Genomic DNA, 16,749 nt, shown 5'->3' with positions numbered 1-16,749 from the left:
CGATCGGTCCGCGGCGTCGTCCGCGCCGTCCGCCTCGCCCGACGTCCGTGTCGGCCGCGATCAGTCGGCGCGGTGCGCCGCGAACTCGCCGTCGGCCCGCGGCACGGTCACGTCGACGAGGCCGGATTCGATCTCGTCGCGGCGGTCCTCGAACCGCCCGGGCAGCACCAGGCGCTCGCCGAGCGCGTCCAGCGGCTCGTCGCTCGCGTAGCCGGGGTCCGAGGTGGCGAGCTCGAAGAGCACGCCCGCGAACTCCCGGAAGTAGACGGAGCGGAACCAGTGCCGGTCGATCTGTTGCGTGGGGCGGAGCCCCATCGATGCGACCGCGTCGCGCATCCCCGCCTGGTCGTCGTCGGTCGGGGTCTGGAACGCGACGTGGTGGACCGTCCCGCGCCCGGAGCTCCCGCGCCGGTCGACCGCGACCACGTCGACGTACTTCCCGACCGGGCCGCTCGCCGCGAAGCGCGTGCGCTCGCCGCCCGTCGCCGCGTCCGTCGCGGTCGCCTCCGCCTCAAGCCCCATCGTCCGGAGGAGCCGTCGGGTGCGCTCCGGCTCGTCGATCCACAGCGTCACCGAGTGGAAGCCGCGGATCGCGGCCGACTCGGGGACGTGCGCCGTCCACGCGGTCGTCGGGTCGTCGGCCGGAACCTCGACCGCGACGAGCTCGACCGGGAGCCCGTCGGGGTCGCGGAACGGGAGCACCGTCTCGCCGAACCGCTCCTCCCGGTCGTCGTAGTCGACGCCGCGCTCGTCGAACCGGTCCTCCCAGTAGTCGAGGCTCCCCTCGGGGACGCGGAACGCGGTGCGGGAGACCTGCCCGGCGCCGACCTCGCCTTCGGGGAGGTCCGTCCACGGGAAGAACGTCACGCTCGTGCCGGGCGTCCCCTCGGCGTCCCCGTAGAAGAAGTGGTACGTGCCGGGGTCGTCCTGGTTGATCGACCGCTTCACGAGGCGGTGCCCGAGCGTCTCGACCCAGAAGTCGAGGTTGCGCTGCGGGTCGCCCGCCACGCAGGTCACGTGGTGGATCCCCGGCGTGGGCGTCGGGCCCTCGCCCGCGGCTCGGTCGGCGCCGTCGTCGGTGGCGTCTGTCATGTCCCGCACTACGTCGCGGAGGGACTTGAACCGGCGCGGACACGGGTGTTACCGGGTCCCGGCCGCGGCCGACGGGCGGCTCACCGCGTCCGCGCCATCGCCCGCTCGATCCGGTCGCGCAGCCGCTCCAGTCGGTCGCCGAGCGTCCCGACGGCGGCGAGGACCGGATACGAGGCGTCGAGGTCCTGATAGCAGTACGTCGCGAAGTCGATATCGTCCCCGATCGCGAGCCGGCGCTCGTGGTCGGCGAGCACGCGCTGGCGCCGCGCGGCGATCCGGTCGCAGTCCTCGACGAGCGCCTCTATCCGAGTCCGGCAGGCGTCGAGCGCGCCGAACCCGGCGGCCGCCGCCGCGGCGTCGCCGTCGCCGAGCTCGTCGTCGATGGCCGCGACCTCCGAGCGGACGGGGTCGAGCCGGGACCCGGCGCGCTCGACCGACTCGATCTCGGACTCCAAGGCGTCGAGGAACGCCTCGCGCTCCTGGACCGCGGTCTCGACGGCGCTCAGGAGCGAGCGCTTGTACGCCTCGTGGAAGCTGTCCGTCCGGGTGAGCGCGTACGCGATCTCGGGGCCGAACTCGGCCGCGACGCTCCGCTCGTAGGTGTCGTCGTACTCCGTCTCGTAGTGCGGCACGGACATCACCGTCGCCCGGTACGCGTCTCGGACCGCGACGAGGCCCGACCCGGGCGACGCCGCGCCGCCGGCGCCGTCGGGACTGCCCGCCGCCCCGCCGATCGCGCCGCCCGCGCCGCGCGTCGGATCCATCGCGGCGGGGCCCGCCGCGGTCGCGTTCCCGTCCTCGGTCGGGACCGACGAGACGCGGCCGCGGAACGCGCGGAGGGCCTCCCGCTCGTCGACGGTCCGGCGGCGCTCGACGCGGAGCGCGGCCCGCGCCGCCCGGATCGGATCGCTCCCCTCGTCCGCGTGGGTCGCTGCCATACGTCGCGGCACGCACAGTCCCCTCGTAAACGCTTATATGAGGGGTCCGGCGGTCGCCCGAGCGGTTTACACCGCTACCGAGTGCTATATATCTCCCACGCGCCCCGGACGGTCGCGGGCGCCGCTGCGACCGGGGTGAACAGCGACTTTACCGCTCCGGCCCCGACCGCCGGTATGGAGAAGGCGTCCCTCGCAGAGGCGTTCGGCTCGTTCGACGAGACGTGGTCGCCGCGGCTCGCGGCCGAGCTCAACGGACAGGCGGTCAAGCTCGTGAAGGCTGACGGGGAGTTCGTCTGGCACAGCCACGCGGACGCCGACGAGCTCTTTATCGTCCGCGACGGCCGGCTCCGGATCGAGTTCCGCGAGGCGGACGACGCGGTGCTGGAAGCCGGCGACTTCATCGCCGTCCCGCGCGGGACCGAACACCGCCCCGTCGCCGAGCCCGAGGCCGAGGTCCTGTTGTTCGAGCCGCGCGAGACGCGCAACACGGGCGACGTCGAGACCGACGAGACCGTCACCGACGTAGAGCGGCTGGACTGAGCGCCGGCCGCCGGAGCGCGTCAGGTCGCGACGGCCCGCGCGAGCGACCCGAACAGCGGCAGCGCCAGCCCCGCCCCGACCGCGACGTAGGTGATCGGCCGCATCCCCGGCACTGCCGCGGCCGCCGGGCCGAGCGAGACCGCGAACGCGGCGAGGGCGACGACGCCCGCCCCAAGCGCGTACGCGACGCCGCGGCGGACCGTCGGCGCGACGAGCGACGCGAGCGCGCCGGCCGCGATCAGCCCGAGCCAGTGGACCGACGCGAGCGCGACGCCGACTGCCACCGCGGCGACGAGGGCGGCGGCGTGGAGTCGCGGCTCCGTCCTGACCCGGCCCGAGAGGGATGTGGCGTCGCTCATTCCGATTCCCCCGTCGGCTCGAACCGCACCGCCGGGTCGCCGCCGGCCCCGAGCGGCATCGGGCGCTGGTCGTTTTCGAGCCAGCGCCGGAGCTGGTCGTCGTAGTGCTCTGAGAAGTAGTCGCCCGAGTTCCCGCCCGGGAGGACCGCGGTGGCGTCGGTCCCCGGGCGTACCACCATCCGCCAGCTCGACCCGACGGACGACTCGACGCGGTAGTTCTCCACGGTGGCGGGCGAGCCGTCCGCCGGGCGCTCCGCGTAGTTCAGGAACGGCGCCTCGCCGCCGAGCGGGTGGGTCATCGCCCGCGTGGTGTTGTAGTCGCCGTACCGCTCCCACCCGGCCTCGTCGACCTCGGCGAGCGCGTCGCCGAGGGCCGCGACCGCGAGGTCGGCCCGCGAGCGCCCGTCGAACAGCGGGTCGTCGTCGGGGAGCCGCGCGAGCGTCCAGTCGCTCGGGTAGTAGGAGTCGTCGAGGTCGGCCTCGCCGAACGCGGGGCCGAAGACGCGCTCGCGGAACGCCGGCAGGTAGCGGGCGAAGAGCAGCGCGCCGCGGGCGTCGCGCGCCATCCGGTAGTCCCACTCGTCGAGGGCGTCGGCCGCGTCGACGAGCGCCGGGCCTGGGTCGGACCGGTCGCGCACGGCGGCGACCAGTTCCGGGACGAGTTCCGGCGCGCGCCCGTCGCGCACGTCGCTCTGGAGCCCGCGGTGGAACTCGGGGTCGGTCGTCCCCCCGCCAGCCGTCCGCGCGTCCAACCGGTCGGCGATGCGCGCGCCGCGGTACGGGGTCGTGTAGTCGACGCCGACGTAGTGGATCGGGTCGTCGATCGGCCGCTGGTTCGCCGTCGAGAGCGCGTCGGGGTCGATCGCGTGCGGCTTCTCCTCGAAGGGGACGAACCCCTCCCACGAGGACTCGCCGAACGGCTCGAACCCCTCCCACTCGCCCTCGCCCGCGGAGCCGTCGAAGACCCGGTCGCCGTCGACGACCTCGCCGTCCGTCCGGCGGATCGGCAGCCGCCCGGTCGCGAAGTAGAGCGTCCGGCCGTCGGCGTCCGCGTACACGAGGTTCTGCGTCGGCAGGTCGAAGTCGCGCGTCGCGTCGATCAGGTCGTCTATCCCCCCGCTGCGCCCGTACGCCTCGATGGCGGTCGTGGTGCGCGTCGCCGTGTGGCCGGTCCACGCGACGCCGACCGTCCGCCCCTCGCGCTCGATCAGCGGGCCGTGGACGGTGCGGCGGACGCGAAGCTCCCGGTCCTCGCCGCCGGCGACCGGGATCGTCTCGCGCTCGTCGACCTCGAACGGGCGCCACTCGCCGTCGTACCGGTAGCGGTCGCCCGCCTCGTCGATCTCGTAGCGGTAGCAGTCGAGCACGTCGGCGCCGAGGTTCGTGAACGACCACGTCCCGCGGTCGTTCACGCCCGCGATGACGAACGGCACGCCCGAGAACGTCGCGCCCCGCACCGAGCGTTCGGGGGTGTCGACCGACTGCTCGTACCACAGCGGCGGCGCCTGAAGCGAGAGGTGCGGGTCGTACGCGACGGTCGGCGTCCCGCTCGCGGTGTGCTCGCCCGAGACGACCCAGCTGTTCGAGCCGACGCCGGTCGGCGACTCGAACCCGGAGAGCCAGTCGGTTAGGGCCGGGTCGACGGGGTCGACGGAGTCGCGCTCCGGGACGTTCGACCCCCGCTCGCCCGCGTCGGCCAGCGCGGACTCCCGCGCCCCGTCGAGCCGCGTCTCGGTCCCGTCGAGGATCGGGTCGTCGTGGTCGTACCGCGTCGGGAACAGGGTCGCCGCGCGCTCCGCGCTGAGGCGGTCGGCGACGAGCGCGCGGCGCAGCTCCGAGAAGCTGCCCGTGAGCGTCCACGATATCTGCTTCTCCATCAGCATCGAGTCGACCGGGGTCCACGGCTCGGGCTCGTAGCCGACCAGCTCGAACTCCAGCGGGAGCGGGAGGTCGTCCATCGCGGCGTTGACGCCGTCGGCGAACGCCTCGACGAGCGGGCCGGCGCGCGTCTCGGCGACCGCGTCCCAGGTGGCCGCGGCGGCGTCGGCGAAGCCCATCGCGACGTTGAACTCGTCGCTGTCGAGCGTCGCCTCGCCGATCACCTCCGAGAGGCGGCCGCGCATCACCCGGCGCTGGAGGTCCATCGCGAACAGGCGGTCGAACGCCTGGCAGTAGCCCACCGCGAAGTACGCCGCGGGCTCCGCGTCGGCCTCGACCTGCGGGACGCCGAACTCGTCGCGCGAGACGCTCGCCGCCCCGTGCGGGCTCTCGACCGTCTCGGGGAGCGACCGATCGGCTGCGTCCCACGCCCCGCCCGACAGCGGGGCGAACGAGTCGAGGAGGTCGGCCGCGTCGCTCGCCGCCAGTCCGGCGCTGCCGGCCGCGAGGACGCTCGCGAGGACCGCACGGCGTGTGGTGTCGCGTGTCACCTCCCGACCGAGGCCGCGGTCCCTCATTATTATTCGGGTCCGTCCGCGGCGGGAAACGCACATCCGTCGGCCGCTCGTACGCCGGTCCGATGGAGGTCGCGCTGATCACGGTCGGGGACGAACTGCTCTCGGGCGACACGGTGAACACCAACGCGAACTGGCTCGCCGCGGAGCTGAGCGAGCGCGGCGTCGCCGTGTCGCGGATCCTCTCGATCCCCGACGACAGGGCCGAGATCGCTGACCGGGTCAGCGAGTACGCGGGCGACTTCGACGCCGTGATCGTCACCGGCGGGATCGGCAGCACCCCGGACGACGTGACTATGGAGGCGGTCGCGGACGCGTTCGACCGCGAGATGGCCCCGACTGACCTCACGCGCGAGTCGGTCGAGCGGCGGCTGGCCGCGATCCGCGAGCGCGTCCCCGACCGCGAGTTCGACGTCGACGTCGCGGCCGAGGCGTCGGTCCCAGCGGGGAGCCGCCCGCTGGTGACCGAGGCCGGGCTCGCGCCGGGCTGCGTCGTCGAGAACGTCTACGTCATGCCCGGGATCCCGGACGAGCTGAAGGCGACGTTCGAGACCGTCGCCGACGAGTTCGCGGGCGACCGGCGCTCGCGGTTCCTCTACACCGTCGAGCCGGAGTCGAACATCGTCGACGCCCTGGAGGAGTCGACTGAGCGGTTCGATGTCGCCGTCGGCTGCTACCCGGACCGCGAGGCCGACCACAACCGGCTCAAGGTGACCGGGACCGACGACGACGCGCTCGACGCGGCCGCGGCGTGGCTGCTGGAGCGCGTCGACGCGAGCGAGACGCCGGTGTCCAGGGACTGGTGAGCACGGTGTCGCCCGCGGACCGGTTCGGGCCTCTCCCCCGCTGGTCCGATCGGACTTATGCCGGCGTCGGGCCTTCATCCGGTATGATCGAACTCACGCGGGCGGCGTACGACGACATCGTGTACCGGGCCTACGAGGGCGGCGAGGCCGAGGTCTGCGGCGTCCTCGCCGGCGACCGCGGGACGGACGGGGACCCCAGCGTGGTCACGGAGACCCATCCGGCCGAGAACGTCGCGGACACGCCCGAGATCCGCTACCGGATCGACCCCGAAGCGCAGCTCGACCTGATCGAGACCGTCGAGGCGGCGGGCCGCGACGTGGTCGGCTTCTACCACTCCCACCCCACCGGCCCGACCCACCCGAGCGAGACGGACGCCGCGCGGGCGACGTGGCCCGACCACTCGTACGTCATCTGCGCGCTCGACGGCTACCCGTTCGTCGGCTCGTGGCGCTGGCGCGACGGCGCGGACGAGTTCGAACAGGAGACGGTGACGGTCCGGAGCGAGCGGTAACGGCCCGCCCGGTGGCCGAAATTTGGGCTTTGGCGACCGACTCGGTGGGCTCGCGGAGTTGTGGCGCGGTTCTGGTCGGCCCGGGTGGTGACCTTTTGCGCCGGTGCTCTCGGTTGCGAGACGGACGACATGTGCGGGTAACTTTCGACACCTCCTTCACGAACGGGAGGAAAACGTATGGGTTGGGGCGGATTCGAACCGCCGGCCTGCTCCGTGTGAAGGAGCCGTCATAACCTGGCTAGACCACCAACCCGCTCACTCCGAGGTATCCGACGTCCGGACTTAAGAGTTACTTTACGCCGAAGCTTCATTTCGCGGCCGCCCGGATCCCTCGTCGTGACTCACGAACTCCGCTTCCTCGAACGGCTCCGCCAGGGCGTCGCGAGTCTCCTCCACGCGCCGCTGTCGCTCGTCGGCCTCTACGCCGAGCGAGAGACGCCACGAGAGCAGTACGCGCTTACGCTCCGCGAGCCGTACCCGGTCGTCGAGGCGCGGCTCCACCGGCTCGGGTTCGTTCGGAACCTCGTCTCCTCGCTCAAGTACCGCGACTACGAGACGCCCCCGCAGACGACCGTGGCCAGTTGGGTCCGGTACCCGGAGGGGCCGCTCGAAAGCGACGACCAGCTTCACCTCGCGCTGTACTCCGGGGCCGACCGTTCGACGACCGACGTGTACGCTCACTGGGAGCCGTCGTGGATCCGGCACCCGATCCGCCACTACCGCGCGACGGACGTCGACGCCGAGGAGGGGATCCGACGGGTGCGGTCGCTGTTCGAGGCGGCCGATATCGAGTACGCGGTGCTGCCCGCCGAACAGCGAATCGGCGGCGACGCGGCCGCGACGGCCGGCCCACCGCTGAAGTAACTCGGCGTACGCGATCGCGCCGAACGGAGCGCCGTTACTCCGCGGCGGTGTCCTTGCCGCGGTACTCCGCGACGCGCTTCCGAGCGGACGCGACCGCCTCGCGGGCCTCGCCCTCGGCGCGCTCTTCGAGCTCCTTCAGGTCCGCTTGGAGCTTGTCCAGCCGTGAGGGCTCCGGCTCCTCGTCGTCCTCCCGGCCCACGAGTTCTTTCACCCGTTCCTCGACGGGCGCTAACTCCTCTTTCACGCCCGCCTTCGCGTGGTCCGCCGCTCGACCGAGGTAGTACCGTGCGTCTTCGAAGTGCTTACTCATATCTGTCCCTTGGTGAAGGGCAGATATAACCTTTGTGGCGGCGCACCGAGGACAATATTCGTCGCGGCGCGACGCCCGATCCGAACGCCGAGCCCAACTCGGGAACGCCGAGACCACGCCGAGGGATTACTCTCGGGCGCCCGGCGGCAGCGGGTCTGCGTGGTCCGCGATCGCCTCGGCGACGCGGTGGGGGTGTTCGTGGACGACCCAGTGGCTCGCCTCGTCGATCACGAGCAGCCGGCCGTCGGCGCAGCGCTCGACGCTCTCGTGAGCCAGTCGGCGCGCGAGGAACCGGTCCTGTGCGCCCCAGACGACCAGCGTCGGCACCGTCACCTCCGTCGTCGCCGGCTCGGGGCGGTCGCGGACGATCGCGCGGTACCAGTTCACCATCGCCTCGAAGGCGCCGTCGCGGTCCCACGCGCGGCGATAGCGCCGCAGGTCTTCGTCGGTGAAGGTGCCCGGCGCGCTCGTGTCGCGTAACGCGTTCGCCGCGAGCCGCCAGTTCCCGGCGCTGGCGATCGCTTCGGGCAACCTGGGGAACTGGAACGCGAGCACGTACCAGCTCTTGAGCCGCTGGTCCCACGAGGTGCGGAGCGCGCGCTCGAAGACGCTCGGGTGCGGGACGTTGACGGCGACCAGCTCCGAGACGCGGTCCTCGTGGTGGAGCGCGAGCCACCACGCCACCGCAGCGCCCCAGTCGTGTCCCGCGACGGCCGCTGTCTCCCGATCGTACGCGTCGATCAGCCCGACCACGTCGCGCGCGAGTTCGTCGATCCGGTAGTCGCGCACGGCCGAGGGCTTCCCGGAGCAGTTGTAGCCGCGTTGGTCGGGGACGACGACGCGGTAGCCCGCGTTCGCGAGCGACGCGATCGCGTCGTGCCAGCCGTACCAGAACTCGGGGAAGCCGTGGAGCAGGACCAGCAGCTTCCCGTCCTCGGGACCGGCCTCGACGACGTGGAGCGGCACGCCGTTCGTCTCGACCGCGCGGGATCGGCCCGGAACCGACTCGGGAATCTCGTCGTCTGGGACCGACTCCGGCAACGCCCCGTCGTCGACCGGCCGGCCGGTTGGCGTCTCGTCCATGTCGACACGGTGTGCCGGCACCGGGAAATAGGTACGCTCGACGGGAGATGCCCGGGATCGAAATCCTCAAGCCGCTGGCTATCGCCGTTCCAGGTATATTCGCGGATCCCGAAGTCCGCCGCGGTGTGCGCGTTCTCCGGGGATTCGCACCGTACCCTATGACATCTGACTCGTCGACCCCTTCAGCCGCGGACGCGGACGCGTCGACCGACGACGCGCCCGTCTCCAACGTCGTCTTGGTCACGGTGGACTCGCTTCGCGCGGACGCCGTCTCCCCGTACGACGCCGAGCGCCGCTCGCCGGTGATCGACGACCTCGCCGACCGGGGGACGGTGTTCGACCGCGCGTTCGCGACCGGCAACTGGACGCCGTTCTCGTTCCCCGCCATCCTCGCCTCGGAGCCGGTGTTCGCGCGGACGGGCGACATCGGCGTCGACGAGTCGGTGACGCTTGCGGAGGCGGTCTCCGAGGCCGGGGTCGCGACCGGCGGCTTCAACGCCGCCAACGGGTTCCTCACCGAGCACTGGGGGTACCCCGACGGGTTCGACGAGTTCGAGCCGTTCGTCACGAGCGTCGGCTCCAGCGTCTACAGCCGGTACCTCGCCGCGCACCCGACCGTCGAGGCGTGGATCCAGCTCGCCACCTCGCCGATCCGCCGCCTCGGCTCGAAGCTCCGCGGCGACAGCGACGACCGCCCGTTCCTCGACGCCTCGCGCATGTTCGACGTCGAGGACGCCGCGACCGCGTTCGTCGACGACACCGAGGAACCGTTCTTCCTGTGGGTCCACTACATGGACACCCACACCCCGTACGTGCCCGCGCCGCGGTACATCCGCGAGGTGTCGGACGGCATCGTCGGCACCCACCAGATGCTCCACGCGCACGCCCGGACGAGCCTCGGCCTCGAAGTCGACGAACGAACCCTCACGGAGCTGCGGACCCTGTATCAGGCGACGGTGCGACAGGTCGACGCCAGCGTCGGCCGGCTGCTCGACGCGCTCGACGCGGGCGGCGTCCGCGACGACACGGCGGTCCTGCTCGCCGGCGACCACGGCGAGGAATTCCAGGAACACGGCCACCTCGCGCACTACCCGAAGCTGTACGACGAACTGATCCGCGTCCCGTTCGTGGCCGACGTCCCCGGGCTCGACGGCGGGCGCGTCGACGGCCGGGTCGGGCTGGACGCCATCCCGCCCACCGTGGCCGACCTCCTCGGCGTCGACGCGCCCGACGACTGGCACGGCGAGTCGCTCCTCCCGGCGCTGCGCGGCGACGGGACGCCCCCGGAGACAGACGAGGAGTCGGCGGCCGACCCGGTCGTCTCGGTGACCGTTCGCGGCGAGGACGTGACCCAGCAGCCGATCCCCCGGTCGCTGTCCGACGGCGACCTGTTCGTCAGCGCACGCGACGAGGACTGGACGTACATCGAGAACGTCGACGCCGGCGGGCGAGAGCTGTACCATCGCCCCTCCGACCCGACCCAGCAGACGAACCTCGCGGTCGACCCCGACGCGGAGGCGCAGGCGGTCATCGATCGGTTCGCGCCCGTCGTCGACGCCCACGCGGAACTGCTCCGCGAGCGCGGTGCGGCGGCGGCCGCGGCGGCCGCCGAGCGCGGCGAGGACGAGGGGGAGGTCGACGAGGACCTCGAAGCCCGCCTCGAAGCGCTCGGGTACAAATGATCAGAGCGGTCCTGCGCGACCTCGCGAGCGGACCGATCGCGGTCCAGATGCGCCGGTTCGTCGTCGTCGGCGCGCTCACCGCCGCGCTCCAGCTAGCGCTGCTCTGGCTGTTCGTCGACACCGCGGGACTGAACTACCTCGTCGGCGCGGCCGTCGCCATCGAGATCACGATCGTCTGCTCGTACGTCCTCAACAACGCGTGGACGTTCCGCGCGAGCCGCAACACGGGCGTCTCCGAGTACCTCACCGGACTGCTGAAGACGAACCTGGTCCGCGGCACCGCCATCCCGATCCAGCTGGGCGTCCTCGCCGCGCTCGTCGAGTGGGGCGGCGTGATGTATCTCGTCGCGAACGTGGTCGCGATCATCATCAGCGGCCTCTACCGCTTCGTGCTCGACGCGCAGTGGACGTGGGGGTAGCCCCGGAGTCGACCACCGCCGGATTGCTCGGCCCGCAACGCGCCGCGCGCCTCAGAACGGCAGCCGCGGCTCGACCCGTTCGACGAGGTCCCGGACCGCTTCCTGCTTGTAGTAGCCGACCGCTGACGCGGCGACGACCAGCCCGACCAGCGCCATCGCCGAGAGGAACCGCCCGCTGGCGAGCTCCCCGCCGGCGTACACCGTCAGCACGTACGCCGGGAGCCGCCCCACGGCGATGACGCCCATGAACGTCGGCAGCGACCACTTGGTGAGGCCGCTCAGGAAGCAGATGGCGTCGTCCGGGAGGCCGGGGATGATGACGAACGCGAACAGCCCGGGGACGCCGACGGTGTCGACGAACCCGTCGAACCGCTCGATCACGTCCTCGTGGATGACGTTCTCGACGAAGGAGCGCCCGTACCGCTTCGAGAGCGAGAAGGCGACCGCGCTGCCGATGAGCACGCCGGTGAGGCTGTACACGGTTCCCCAGAGCGAGCCGAAGAGGAAGCCCGCGACGAGGGCGACGACCTGTCCCGGAATCGGGGCGACGACGACCTGGAGGGCCTGGAGGCCGATGAACACGATGGGGGCGAAGACGCCGAACTGATCGAGCCACGTCCGGAGGGCCTCGGCGTTGGTGAGGAAGCCCGCGTAGCGGCTCACGAGGACGTAGAGCCCGACCGCGAGGACCGCGACGCCGACCGCGGCCGCGATCCCCCGCCGGCGGTCCGCCCGCGAGGAGAAGAGTTTCATTCGTGTCGTAGCGGGCGACAGAGGGACTTGAACCTTACCAACGTCTGAATCGGATCTCGCTCGTCTCCCCTGGGTACGTCGGCGGGCCCCGATCCCGGCCGCGCCTCACGCCAGCGGCTCCGCGCTCCAGTACGCCATCCGCATCGGGATCCCCTCGGCGTCGCGGTAGTCGGGGTCGCCCGGCAGGAATCGGAGTTCGTCGGCCGGCCGGCGCGCGACGGCGGCGAGCGCGAGCGCGTCGACCGCGTCGTCGACGGTCGCGTCCGCGGCCTCCGCGAGGTCGGGCGCGCCGTCGGCCAGCCCCCGACAGATCTCCCCGAGCGCGGCGCCCGGCTCGCCGAAGTGGTCGGCGAGCGCGTCCAGCCGCTCGCCGACGCCCGGCGCACCGGTCTTCGAGTGGTCGAGTGGCCGCCCGGCGAGGCCGCGGAAGCACACCTCCGGGTGCGCCTCCATCACCGCCTCGCGCGCCGCCTCGTCCTCTCGAAGGAACGCGTCAACCTCCCCGACCGCCGGCGCGATGTGGTACGACTGCCGGCTCAGTCCCTTGTCGAGGTCCCGTCGGTTCCGCTCGCTTACGGTCTCGTAGTCGCCCCCGTCCGCCGCCGCCTCGCACGCGCCCCGAGAGGGGACGGGGAAAACGCTGCTCGGTCGGCCGCTGGCCGACCGCGCGGCCGCGTCGACGGCCTCTCGGGCCGCCAGCGTCTCCGCGTCGTCCGGGAGCCCGATCGGCACGTCGACCAGGATCCGATCGACGCCGTCCGCCCACAGCGCTTCGAGGTCGCGTTCAAGGCGCGCGTCCGGCTCGCCGTCCCCGTCGATCACGACCGCGAGCCACGCGCCGCCCGCCCAGTCGACGCCCGCGACGGTGTCGGTTGGCATTACCGATCGGTTCCGGCTCTGGACACTCAATCGGTTCGGTGCGTCGGAAACCGACGGCCGTCGCTCGCCGAGGCGAACGGATGCGGGAGAAGTGGGCCGGCACGAATTTGAATCGTGGTTACGGCCACCCGAAGGCCGAAGGATACCAAGCTACCCCACCGGCCCGCACTCGACAGAAGGCCGCTCGTTCTTTTAATCCTTCCGAAAGGGGGGCGATCAGTGAGACACTGATGGAACGCGAATCGGGGAGGAACGAGCAAATTGATAGCAGCCGCCGACACCTCCAAAGCCCCAGCCTCGAGGCCACAGTACGCTCGTTGCGCGCTTCAGTCTCTCACTCCGTGCTCCTTCCGGTGCTTCCATCGCCGACTGTGGCCTCGCGGCTACCCGTTTGAGTCGCGCCCAAGACGGCACCGCACCTCACGCCTCCCCGGCCTCGCGGTTCGCGCTCTCCGAGCGCTCGCCGCTCCCTCGCGCGTGCTCACTCGCGGCCGCTGAGGGCGGCCACTCGCAGGCACGCGCTGCCGCCCCGCGTCATCGATTATAAATCGTCGTCGCCGTCCTCGTCGTGCGGACCCTCGCCCTCGAAGTACCGGTCCCGGTGCTTCCGACAGCCCGGGTTGAACGCGGCGCCGCAGACGGGGCAGGCGTCTTCGCCGGCGTTGAGGTATTCACGGGCGGTGAGCGTCGTCCGGCAGACGCCGCACAGCACCGCCGATTCATCGAAGCGCTCGCGGGGCCACGGGACCGCCTCGTGGTCGGTCGCCGCGTCGTGGCAGGCGTCGCAGGGGTAGTACGCCTCACAGCAGCCGAACCGGAGCGCGATCACGTCCACGGGGTCGTCCCAGTGCGCGCAGCGCGTCTCGGGGTCGACGTCGATTCCGCGGAGGGGGACCTCGAAGCGCGGGTCGGCGTCGGGCGCCGTCGTCGTCTCGCGGTCAGTACTCGGCGTAGCCATCGGTGTCGAGCCAGTTGTGGACCACGGTGACGGTGTGGTCGGCGTGGAGCAGTTCGGGACCGACGCGCAGCCGCCGCTCGGCGCGTTCGGCGACCACCTCCGCCTCGTCGGGCGCGAAGTCGTGGTGGTCCGAGAGCACGAACACGGGATCGCTCGGCGGCTCCGCGTCGACGAGCGGGTCGCCGTCCTCGTGGAGCTGGACGAGGGTCCCGTCGGGACCGCGGCCGTCGTCGCCGACGAGCCGGTCGAGGGTCGCTTCGAGTCCCATCCGGCGGAGTTCGACGCCGGGAGAGACGTCCGCGGGCATGTGCCCGATGGCGTCCGCCTTCGCGTCGAGCGCGTCGCGGATCCGCGCGGCGACGTTGCGCTCGTCGGGGTGGAGGTGGCGGACCGTGTCGGCGTCGACGGTGACGGCGAACTCGTCGGCGATCACGAGGTGGACCCGGACCGACTCGCGGATGCCGTGCGAGAGGAAGAGGCCCGCGCTCACGCACCGACAGGGGAGGTCGAGCCGCCCGGCCCCGGGGATGTCGGACAGCGAGATCGCGTCGGGGTCGGTGGGCACGTCGCGGCCGATGACGACGAACTGGCGCATGTGCGGGGCTCGCCCCCGATCCTGATAAGCCGTGCGACCCAACCGCCGCCGTGAGCCTCACCGGACTCTGCCAGGTCTGCGAGGCGGCGACCGCGAGTCACGCCTGCGACCGCTGCGGGCGCGCCGTCTGCGACGACCACTGGAACGAGACCGCCCGCGTTTGCTCGGGCTGCGCCGCCGGACGAGGGTAGCGCCGGCCGAGCCGACGCCCGCCGGAACGCCTCGCCGTCGGTGACCTATCGGTGGCGGTTCAGTCGCTTCTTGAGCCGCTTGGCCGCGTCGCCCGCGGCGCCGAAGTACGTCGCCTCGTCGTCGGGGCGGCTCGACTCCTCGCCGGCGAAGATGATACCCCGCGAGGAGTTCACGAGCCCGACGTCGACCGGGAGGTCGGGCCGGGACGCGAGCCCGTGTTCGACCGCGGCCTCCGCGTCGCCGCCCTGCGCGCCGACGCCGGGCACGAGGAACGGGACCTCGGGCACGATCTCGCGGACCGTCTCCAGCTCGTCGGGCGTCGTCGCGCCCACGACCAGGCCGACGTTGCCGTTCGCGTTCCAGGTGTCCGCGAGCGCGGCGACGCGCTCGTAGAGCGGCTCGCCGGAGGCGAGTTCGAGGTCTTGGAGGTCGGCCCCGCCGGGGTTCGACGTGCGACAGAGCGCGAACACGCCCTTGTCCGCGCGGTCGAGGAACGGCTGGAGCGAGTCGCGGCCGAGGTACGGGTTCACCGTGATCGCGTCGACGTGGTCGAGGATCCCGGCGTACTGGCGCGCGGTGTTCCCGATGTCGCCGCGCTTCGCGTCGAGCAGGACGGGGACGCCCTTCCCCTCGGCGTACGCCGCGGTCTCGCGGAGCGCGCGCCAGCCGTCCGGGTCCTCGTAGAAGGCCGCGTTCGGCTTGTAGCAGGCGGCGTGCTCGTGGGTCGCGTCGATGATCCGGCGGTTGAACGCCCACCGCGGGAGGTCGGCGTCGGTCACGGTCTCGGGGAGTCGGCTCGGGTCGGGGTCGAGCCCGACCGACACGACGCTGTCGACCGCGTCGATCCGGTCCGCGAGCGTCTCGAAGAAGCCCATACGCGCCCTGCGTCGGCGGGCGCACTAACCGTTGTGTTCCGCGGCCGCGGCCCGGGGCGCGCGCGCGAGCGTCCCCGCCGGCCGGGCCGACGTATGTGCCGACCCGGGGCCGCCGTAATAACAGGATACACCGGTCGGCCCCTCGTCGGTCGCCACACGCATGGCCGGTCGCACGGGCGGTAGGCTCGGGACGGCGGTCTCCGGACCCATCGTCAAGTACTACGTCTACAAGGCGACGAAGTCGGTCGAGTTCTACCGGCCGATCATGTACCTCTTCTTCCTGGCGCAGGGGCTCTCGTTCACGCAGATCGCCGTCCTGGAGGCGCTGTACAACCTGACGACCGTGTTCGGCGAGATCCCGACCGGATACGTCGGCGACCGCGTCGGGCGGCGAAACAGCCTCCTCATCGGGACGGCGCTCATCTCCGCGACGCTCCTCGGCATCGGCCTGTCGGACTCGTTCCTCCCGCTGGCGGGGCTGTACGTCTGCTGGTCGCTGGGCTACAACTTCCGCTCCGGAAGCGAGGACGCGTGGCTCTACGACACGCTCACCGACGACCTCTCCGAGGACGAGTTCGCGCGCGTTCGGGGGCGCGGCGAGTCCGCGGCGCTGGCCGCCGGCGCCGTCGCGGCGGTCCTCGGCGGGTACCTCGGCGGCGTCGACCTCTCGTACCCGTGGTTCGTCGCGGCCGGCGTGACGAGCCTCGGCGTCGCGGTGCTCCTCACCCTCGACGAACCGGAGACGTACAAGGAGGCCGACGCGGACGACCTGACCCTCCGCCGGACCGTCGGCATCGTGCGGGAGGTGCTCTCGCGCCGTCGGATGCGCTCGTTCCTGCTGTACTACTACGTCCTGTACGCCGCCGTCACGTACCTCGCGTTCGTCTTCCTCCAGCCGGTGTTCGAGACCGTCGTCCTCGACCTCGGGGTGGCGCGGTCGCGGGTCGAACCCCTCCTCGGGTGGTTCTACGCGGCGTACAGCCTCGTCGGCGCGGTCCTCACCTACTACACGGGGGCGATACGGGACCGGATCGGGCTGCGGGCGTGGTTCCTCGCGCTCCCGTTCGCCGTCGGCGGCGCGCTGCTCGGAATGTACTTCGTCCCGGTACTCGCGCTCCCGACGTTCCTCCTGATTCGGGGGGTGTCGGACGTCACGCGGTCGTTCGCCGGGCAGTACGTCAACGACCGCGCGGAGACGCTCGGCCGCGCCACCGTCCTGAGCGCGATGGCGATGGTGAGCGGGCTCGCGGTCGTCCCGTTCCAACTCGGCAGCGGCGTCATCTCCGACGCCGTCTCGCCGCTGTTCGCGCTCGGCGTCGGCGGCGGCGTCCTCGTCGTCGGGGCGACGGCCGTCCTCCTCTGGCGGGTCCCGGTCGGCGACGAGCCGGCCGACGGCTCGGGTGGTGAACGCCCGGACGGCTGAGGCGCTCGCTCGGCGC

At 72.2% G+C, this 16,749-nt stretch carries 19 protein-coding genes and 2 tRNA genes; 8 read left to right on the top strand and 13 right to left on the bottom strand.

Going from position 1 to position 16,749, the window contains the following annotated elements; genetic code table 11:
- Positions 1–60: 60 nt before the first annotated feature.
- On the bottom strand, positions 61–1,092 hold the full coding sequence (locus DVK06_RS05855; RefSeq protein ID WP_121599638.1) for a VOC family protein: 1,032 nt from the start codon (positions 1,090–1,092) through the stop codon (positions 61–63).
- A gap of 80 nt (positions 1,093–1,172) precedes the next feature.
- Entirely contained in the window at positions 1,173–2,030 is an 858-nt protein-coding gene (locus tag DVK06_RS05850; protein ID WP_121599637.1) for a hypothetical protein, read from the bottom strand.
- A gap of 174 nt (positions 2,031–2,204) precedes the next feature.
- Between DVK06_RS05850 and DVK06_RS05845 the strand changes: the two genes are divergently transcribed.
- Entirely contained in the window at positions 2,205–2,570 is a 366-nt protein-coding gene (locus DVK06_RS05845; RefSeq protein ID WP_053772742.1) for a cupin domain-containing protein, read from the top strand.
- Positions 2,571–2,590: 20 nt separating this feature from the next.
- Here DVK06_RS05845 and DVK06_RS05840 read toward each other — a convergent pair whose 3' ends face one another.
- Positions 2,591–2,929 carry a hypothetical protein gene (locus DVK06_RS05840; RefSeq protein ID WP_121599636.1) on the bottom strand — a complete coding sequence of 113 codons (339 nt, stop codon included), beginning with the start codon at positions 2,927–2,929 and terminating at the stop codon, positions 2,591–2,593.
- The gene (locus DVK06_RS05835) at positions 2,926–5,358 is read right to left on the bottom strand and encodes a penicillin acylase family protein (RefSeq protein WP_121599835.1); all 2,433 of its coding nucleotides are present in this window, start codon (positions 5,356–5,358) and stop codon (positions 2,926–2,928) included. The genes DVK06_RS05840 and DVK06_RS05835 overlap by 4 nt, the downstream gene beginning before the upstream one ends.
- Before the next feature lie 89 nt (positions 5,359–5,447).
- Between DVK06_RS05835 and DVK06_RS05830 the strand changes: the two genes are divergently transcribed.
- Positions 5,448–6,188, top strand: coding sequence for a molybdopterin-binding protein (locus DVK06_RS05830; protein WP_053772740.1), 741 nt, complete (start codon positions 5,448–5,450; stop codon positions 6,186–6,188).
- Between the two features lie 83 nt (positions 6,189–6,271).
- A complete protein-coding gene (locus tag DVK06_RS05825) occupies positions 6,272–6,700 on the top strand; it encodes a desampylase (protein WP_053772739.1) in 429 nt (142 codons plus the stop codon).
- Between the two features lie 178 nt (positions 6,701–6,878).
- Here the strand turns inward: DVK06_RS05825 and DVK06_RS05820 are convergent.
- A tRNA-Val gene (locus DVK06_RS05820) sits at positions 6,879–6,953 on the bottom strand.
- 83 nt (positions 6,954–7,036) lie between these two features.
- On the opposite strand from DVK06_RS05820, the gene DVK06_RS05815 reads away from it, so the two are divergent.
- A complete protein-coding gene (locus DVK06_RS05815) occupies positions 7,037–7,564 on the top strand; it encodes a hypothetical protein (protein ID WP_121599635.1) in 528 nt (175 codons plus the stop codon).
- 34 nt (positions 7,565–7,598) lie between these two features.
- Here the strand turns inward: DVK06_RS05815 and DVK06_RS05810 are convergent, their stop codons facing one another.
- A complete protein-coding gene (locus DVK06_RS05810) occupies positions 7,599–7,874 on the bottom strand; it encodes a hypothetical protein (RefSeq protein WP_053772737.1) in 276 nt (91 codons plus the stop codon).
- A 126-nt stretch (positions 7,875–8,000) separates the two neighbouring features.
- Positions 8,001–8,957 carry an alpha/beta fold hydrolase gene (locus DVK06_RS05805; RefSeq protein WP_121599634.1) on the bottom strand — a complete coding sequence of 319 codons (957 nt, stop codon included), beginning with the start codon at positions 8,955–8,957 and terminating at the stop codon, positions 8,001–8,003.
- Positions 8,958–9,115: 158 nt separating this feature from the next.
- Here DVK06_RS05805 and DVK06_RS05800 point away from each other — a divergent pair, with 158 nt between their 5' ends.
- On the top strand, positions 9,116–10,639 hold the full coding sequence (locus DVK06_RS05800) for a sulfatase-like hydrolase/transferase (protein WP_121599633.1): 1,524 nt from the start codon (positions 9,116–9,118) through the stop codon (positions 10,637–10,639).
- A complete protein-coding gene (locus DVK06_RS05795; RefSeq protein WP_053772734.1) occupies positions 10,636–11,058 on the top strand; it encodes a GtrA family protein in 423 nt (140 codons plus the stop codon). The genes DVK06_RS05800 and DVK06_RS05795 overlap by 4 nt, the downstream gene beginning before the upstream one ends.
- A gap of 51 nt (positions 11,059–11,109) precedes the next feature.
- Here the strand turns inward: DVK06_RS05795 and DVK06_RS05790 are convergent, their stop codons facing one another.
- The 5 genes from DVK06_RS05790 to trmY form a co-directional block, all read right to left on the bottom strand.
- Complete coding sequence (locus tag DVK06_RS05790) at positions 11,110–11,811, bottom strand: TVP38/TMEM64 family protein (RefSeq protein ID WP_053772733.1); 702 nt, start codon at positions 11,809–11,811, stop codon at positions 11,110–11,112.
- A 105-nt stretch (positions 11,812–11,916) separates the two neighbouring features.
- On the bottom strand, positions 11,917–12,690 hold the full coding sequence (locus DVK06_RS05785) for a DUF429 domain-containing protein (protein ID WP_121599632.1): 774 nt from the start codon (positions 12,688–12,690) through the stop codon (positions 11,917–11,919).
- Positions 12,691–12,782: 92 nt separating this feature from the next.
- Positions 12,783–12,855, bottom strand: a tRNA-Pro gene (locus tag DVK06_RS05780).
- Positions 12,856–13,231: 376 nt separating this feature from the next.
- Positions 13,232–13,648 carry a CHY zinc finger protein gene (locus DVK06_RS05775; RefSeq protein WP_082356887.1) on the bottom strand — a complete coding sequence of 139 codons (417 nt, stop codon included), beginning with the start codon at positions 13,646–13,648 and terminating at the stop codon, positions 13,232–13,234.
- Entirely contained in the window at positions 13,629–14,243 is a 615-nt protein-coding gene (gene trmY, locus DVK06_RS05770) for a tRNA (pseudouridine(54)-N(1))-methyltransferase TrmY (RefSeq protein WP_121599631.1), read from the bottom strand. Before trmY ends, DVK06_RS05775 begins: the two co-directional genes overlap by 20 nt.
- Before the next feature lie 50 nt (positions 14,244–14,293).
- On the opposite strand from trmY, the gene DVK06_RS18905 reads away from it, so the two are divergent.
- Positions 14,294–14,434, top strand: coding sequence for a hypothetical protein (locus DVK06_RS18905; protein ID WP_199236363.1), 141 nt, complete (start codon positions 14,294–14,296; stop codon positions 14,432–14,434).
- A gap of 45 nt (positions 14,435–14,479) precedes the next feature.
- On the opposite strand, the gene pyrF is transcribed toward DVK06_RS18905, so the two are convergent.
- Positions 14,480–15,310, bottom strand: coding sequence for an orotidine-5'-phosphate decarboxylase (pyrF, locus tag DVK06_RS05765; RefSeq protein ID WP_121599630.1), 831 nt, complete (start codon positions 15,308–15,310; stop codon positions 14,480–14,482).
- A gap of 160 nt (positions 15,311–15,470) precedes the next feature.
- Between pyrF and DVK06_RS05760 the strand changes: the two genes are divergently transcribed.
- Positions 15,471–16,733 carry an MFS transporter gene (locus DVK06_RS05760; RefSeq protein ID WP_121599629.1) on the top strand — a complete coding sequence of 421 codons (1,263 nt, stop codon included), beginning with the start codon at positions 15,471–15,473 and terminating at the stop codon, positions 16,731–16,733.
- The last annotated feature ends 16 nt before the right edge of the window (positions 16,734–16,749 follow it).

Source organism: Halorubrum sp. Atlit-28R, from assembly GCF_003665955.1.
Classification (GTDB): Archaea; Halobacteriota; Halobacteria; order Halobacteriales; family Haloferacaceae; genus Halorubrum; species Halorubrum tropicale.
The sequence above is the reverse complement of the archived record's forward strand: the minus strand, read 5'-3'. Positions and strand labels throughout refer to the sequence as shown.

What these genes read in the sequence shown, in the direction of transcription:
- DVK06_RS05855 (WP_121599638.1), bottom strand. Translation starts at nt 1,092, where the DNA reads ATGACAGACGCCACCGACGACGGCGCCGACCGAGCCGCGGGCGAGGGC.
- DVK06_RS05850 (WP_121599637.1), bottom strand. Translation starts at nt 2,030, where the DNA reads ATGGCAGCGACCCACGCGGACGAGGGGAGCGATCCGATCCGGGCGGCG.
- DVK06_RS05845 (WP_053772742.1), top strand. Translation starts at nt 2,205, where the DNA reads ATGGAGAAGGCGTCCCTCGCAGAGGCGTTCGGCTCGTTCGACGAGACG.
- DVK06_RS05840 (WP_121599636.1), bottom strand. Translation starts at nt 2,929, where the DNA reads ATGAGCGACGCCACATCCCTCTCGGGCCGGGTCAGGACGGAGCCGCGA.
- DVK06_RS05830 (WP_053772740.1), top strand. Translation starts at nt 5,448, where the DNA reads ATGGAGGTCGCGCTGATCACGGTCGGGGACGAACTGCTCTCGGGCGAC.
- DVK06_RS05825 (WP_053772739.1), top strand. Translation starts at nt 6,272, where the DNA reads ATGATCGAACTCACGCGGGCGGCGTACGACGACATCGTGTACCGGGCC.
- DVK06_RS05810 (WP_053772737.1), bottom strand. Translation starts at nt 7,874, where the DNA reads ATGAGTAAGCACTTCGAAGACGCACGGTACTACCTCGGTCGAGCGGCG.
- DVK06_RS05805 (WP_121599634.1), bottom strand. Translation starts at nt 8,957, where the DNA reads ATGGACGAGACGCCAACCGGCCGGCCGGTCGACGACGGGGCGTTGCCG.
- DVK06_RS05800 (WP_121599633.1), top strand. Translation starts at nt 9,116, where the DNA reads ATGACATCTGACTCGTCGACCCCTTCAGCCGCGGACGCGGACGCGTCG.
- DVK06_RS05795 (WP_053772734.1), top strand. Translation starts at nt 10,636, where the DNA reads ATGATCAGAGCGGTCCTGCGCGACCTCGCGAGCGGACCGATCGCGGTC.
- DVK06_RS05790 (WP_053772733.1), bottom strand. Translation starts at nt 11,811, where the DNA reads ATGAAACTCTTCTCCTCGCGGGCGGACCGCCGGCGGGGGATCGCGGCC.
- DVK06_RS05785 (WP_121599632.1), bottom strand. Translation starts at nt 12,690, where the DNA reads ATGCCAACCGACACCGTCGCGGGCGTCGACTGGGCGGGCGGCGCGTGG.
- DVK06_RS05775 (WP_082356887.1), bottom strand. Translation starts at nt 13,648, where the DNA reads ATGGCTACGCCGAGTACTGACCGCGAGACGACGACGGCGCCCGACGCC.
- trmY (WP_121599631.1), bottom strand. Translation starts at nt 14,243, where the DNA reads ATGCGCCAGTTCGTCGTCATCGGCCGCGACGTGCCCACCGACCCCGAC.
- pyrF (WP_121599630.1), bottom strand. Translation starts at nt 15,310, where the DNA reads ATGGGCTTCTTCGAGACGCTCGCGGACCGGATCGACGCGGTCGACAGC.
- DVK06_RS05760 (WP_121599629.1), top strand. Translation starts at nt 15,471, where the DNA reads ATGGCCGGTCGCACGGGCGGTAGGCTCGGGACGGCGGTCTCCGGACCC.